A 3141-nucleotide genomic window follows, 5' to 3' on the forward strand; every position below is an offset into this window, starting at 1 on the left:
TATCATTCCTATCCTCGGTTATAAAGTTAGGATTTCGGAAGAAATCCCTTGTTTTTTCACACCTTAGTGCTTATAACAAAACTTGTCGCGCTGCCTCGTTAGCCTAAGTACGTTCTTTCACAATCGATATAACTTACATTTACAACACGCTACCGCTACAGTGTTGTAAATGCTTGTCCACACATGACCGCAGACGCTCAGAATTGCTCATGGTGGACACAGAAACCACTCTCATTCACAAATAAGCATTCGGTTATAGCTGGAAATGACTCAAATAATTGACATACTAAGGACCCGTGCTTGAGTTATTGTGTCAGTAATATTCGAGTAGACCTGACTTATACAGCAGGCTTAACCTTACAGATGATGACAGAGATTTTCTTAACCAACAATGGCATAAAAACCATCCTTCAATTGTTGCTAGTATGAAAAACTCTAACACCTACAAACAACTTGTTAATGATAAGAAAAGGTTTAGTAGGGGGTTCAAAAGACTTATTACAAACCCACTGACTGTTGGTATCTTGGCAGGAATTATAAGTGGTGTAATAATAGGCGTTATTATTTATATACTAGGTATGTATTAATGCCAGCATCCAAAACTAGGAATGAAATAACCTATTTATACATAGCATATTGGTGTCGGATTATGGTGTATTTTAAGGTACTCAAGAGCGTTTTATGTTAGATTCTGCGGTTTCCCAGGAAATATTTCGTTTGTAATTAATTCGCTCATTTCTTAAAGAGCTACAAGAAAAGTTTAATACATTTGGAGTGTCACAAGGCGTGAGTTAGATAAAATCGTTGGTATAACAAATTCTATAGTGTATTAAACAGCAGACTGGACACTTTGAATTTCAATACTGAAAGAGATACAACCTTAAGTCAAGGTTGTATCTCTTTTTGAGTTCTCTTAATATTTATTTTAGATATTAAGGAAATTCGCCAAACTATATACTTTTGAGCTGCAACAATGATGGAGCTGTCAGCTATATGCGCATAGCGTTTGACCATATCGTATTTGGAATGACCAAGAATTATTCTTAATTCCTCTAAGCCTCCTCCATTTTCAAGCCATTTAGTTGCAGAAGTATGCCTAAATAGGTGAGGGTGTACATTCTTATTTAAATTTGCGAGCTTAGCGTATTCTTTAAGGCGTTGATTGAATTTGTGTCGATTATAAAAGCTATATTCACTAACAGCAAAGATAAACTCGCTCTGGAATCCATATTCATTTTCTTTCATTAATTGATTTAACAGGGTAATTACTTTTTTACTTACTGGGACTAAGCTACTCACATCTGAAGTAAGTTGGGAAGCTGCGAATGTTTGCATTAATACATTTGGTGGTTACGGTTTCGTTGATACATACCATATTGAACGTAAATTCCGTGAAACGCGAATGTACCAAGTGGCACCAGTTAACAACAATATGATTCTAGCTTTCTTAGGACAAAATGTTCTAGGGATGCCTAAATCTTATTAAAATTTTAAAAAGGAGGCTATATGTTAGATGGAATTGAGTAAATTAATTGCAAAGTATGTTGTTCGTACAAAATACGAGGATTTGCCTGAAGAAGTAGTAAATTTTACAAAGCATTGTATTTTAGATTATTTTGCCTCTGCAATAGCTGGTTCCAATCAAGCACCTATTCAGATGTTAAAAGAGTTTGTAGTAGAGCAAGGTGGTGCAGAACAAGCGACTCTTGTAACAGGTGGGAAAACTTCTGTTACTCATGCAGCCACTGTAGTAATTCCAGCTGCATTAGCTCTTGCAGAATGGAAAAAATAGAAGCGGTAAAGACCTAGTTTTAGCAATAGTCCTAGGATATGAAGTTTGTTACAGAATCGGTGAAGCTGTATCACCATCACATTATTATTATTATTATTATTATTGGCATAATACAGCAACATACGGAACGTTTGGATCAGTCATAGCAGCGGCTAAATTATTAAATCTCTCTGAAGAAAAAATTATTCATGCATTGGGTAGTGTGGTAACACTAGCAGCTGGTCTTTGGGAATTCATTGAAGATGGAGCAATGTCAAAACAGTTACATCCAGGTAAAGCTGCTATGAATGGTGTTACTAGTGCAATTTTAGCTGAAAAAGGCTTCACAGGTGCATCGAAAATTTTAGAAGGTCGAAGAGGCTTTTTTGAAGCAATGAGTGACAACTATAATGCAAATAGGGTAATCGATAAATTAGGAAAAGAATTTAAAATTACCGAGAATTCATTTAAAGTACATGCGTCTTGTAGACATACACACCATGTAATGGGATATGATGAGTAACGAGCTACTTAATGTAGAGAAAACAAAAAAAATCCATGTTAAAACATATAAGGTAGCTTTAGACATTACAGAAAATAACAATCTAATACCATTTATGCAGCGAAATTTAGTATTCAATTTTGCTTAGCGTTAGCGATTGTGAATCGTTCTGGCAGCTTAAATAGCTTTAATGATAAAACATTATTTGATCCAAAAATTAGAAATTTAATGAATAAAATTGAAGTATCAGTAGACCCGGAAATTGATGGTTTATATCCTCATCAATGGGGTGCAGAACTCAATATTGAAATGATTAATGGAAAGCAAATTTCTAACAAGACAAATTTCCCGAAAGGCGATCCAGAAAATCCTTTTGCAGCTCAAGAATTCATTCAAAAGTTTAATGATTTGACGAAAGACTTAGGTGATTTTGACTCATTAATTGAAACGATCTATTCTATAGAAAATCTGCAGACAATTGATCGTTATTCGAACACTTTAAAATCAAAGAGAAGCAAATCTAAACATTAGAAAAAAATGATGGTGATAAGAATAAACCCTTATTACCATTTTCACTCCAAAGTTATAAAAGCAGTTTACTTAGAGAGAGTATAAAATAATTTGTGTAAATGAATAAAACGGCAAAAAAGGAAGACCTTTTTTGGGTAGAATTAAGTCACCACAAACAATCCATCGAACAAGTGTAATTTAAATAAAAAGTGATATTATACCTGAAATGGTTGTAAAGTCATTTACACAAACATATCGACAGTTGTAACCGTCAAGTAGAATTGAGCAGTTTTCACAAAATAAGTTTAATCAATTTTCCACAATTAAGTTTGAGCACTTACTTCAGGAAACAAAGTTT

General features: G+C 34.0%; 5 protein-coding genes. 4 read left to right on the forward strand and 1 reads right to left on the reverse strand.

The window, feature by feature from the left end; translation table 11 throughout:
- Nucleotides 1-885: 885 nt before the first annotated feature.
- Complete coding sequence (locus BMZ04_RS21675; protein WP_093277804.1) at nucleotides 886-1335, reverse strand: tyrosine-type recombinase/integrase; 450 nt, start codon at nucleotides 1333-1335, stop codon at nucleotides 886-888.
- Between BMZ04_RS21675 and BMZ04_RS21680 the strand changes: the two genes are divergently transcribed.
- The 4 genes from BMZ04_RS21680 to BMZ04_RS23035 all read left to right on the forward strand — a co-directional run bounded on the left by BMZ04_RS21680 (nucleotide 1334) and on the right by BMZ04_RS23035 (nucleotide 2804).
- Complete coding sequence (locus BMZ04_RS21680) at nucleotides 1334-1486, forward strand: hypothetical protein (protein ID WP_255368075.1); 153 nt, start codon at nucleotides 1334-1336, stop codon at nucleotides 1484-1486. The genes BMZ04_RS21675 and BMZ04_RS21680 overlap by 2 nt on opposite strands.
- Nucleotides 1487-1513: 27 nt before the next feature.
- Nucleotides 1514-1792: an MmgE/PrpD family protein gene (locus BMZ04_RS23025; protein WP_255368072.1), complete on the forward strand. Its 279-nt coding sequence runs from the start codon at nucleotides 1514-1516 to the stop codon at nucleotides 1790-1792.
- The gene (locus BMZ04_RS23030; protein WP_255368073.1) at nucleotides 1773-2294 is read left to right on the forward strand and encodes an MmgE/PrpD family protein; all 522 of its coding nucleotides are present in this window, start codon (nucleotides 1773-1775) and stop codon (nucleotides 2292-2294) included. Before BMZ04_RS23025 ends, BMZ04_RS23030 begins: the two co-directional genes overlap by 20 nt.
- A gap of 138 nt (nucleotides 2295-2432) precedes the next feature.
- The gene (locus BMZ04_RS23035) at nucleotides 2433-2804 is read left to right on the forward strand and encodes an MmgE/PrpD family protein (RefSeq protein WP_255368074.1); all 372 of its coding nucleotides are present in this window, start codon (nucleotides 2433-2435) and stop codon (nucleotides 2802-2804) included.
- Nucleotides 2805-3141: the final 337 nt, after the last annotated feature.

The organism is Psychrobacillus sp. OK032 (genome assembly GCF_900111345.1).
In the GTDB taxonomy this organism is placed as follows: Bacteria; Bacillota; Bacilli; order Bacillales_A; family Planococcaceae; genus Psychrobacillus.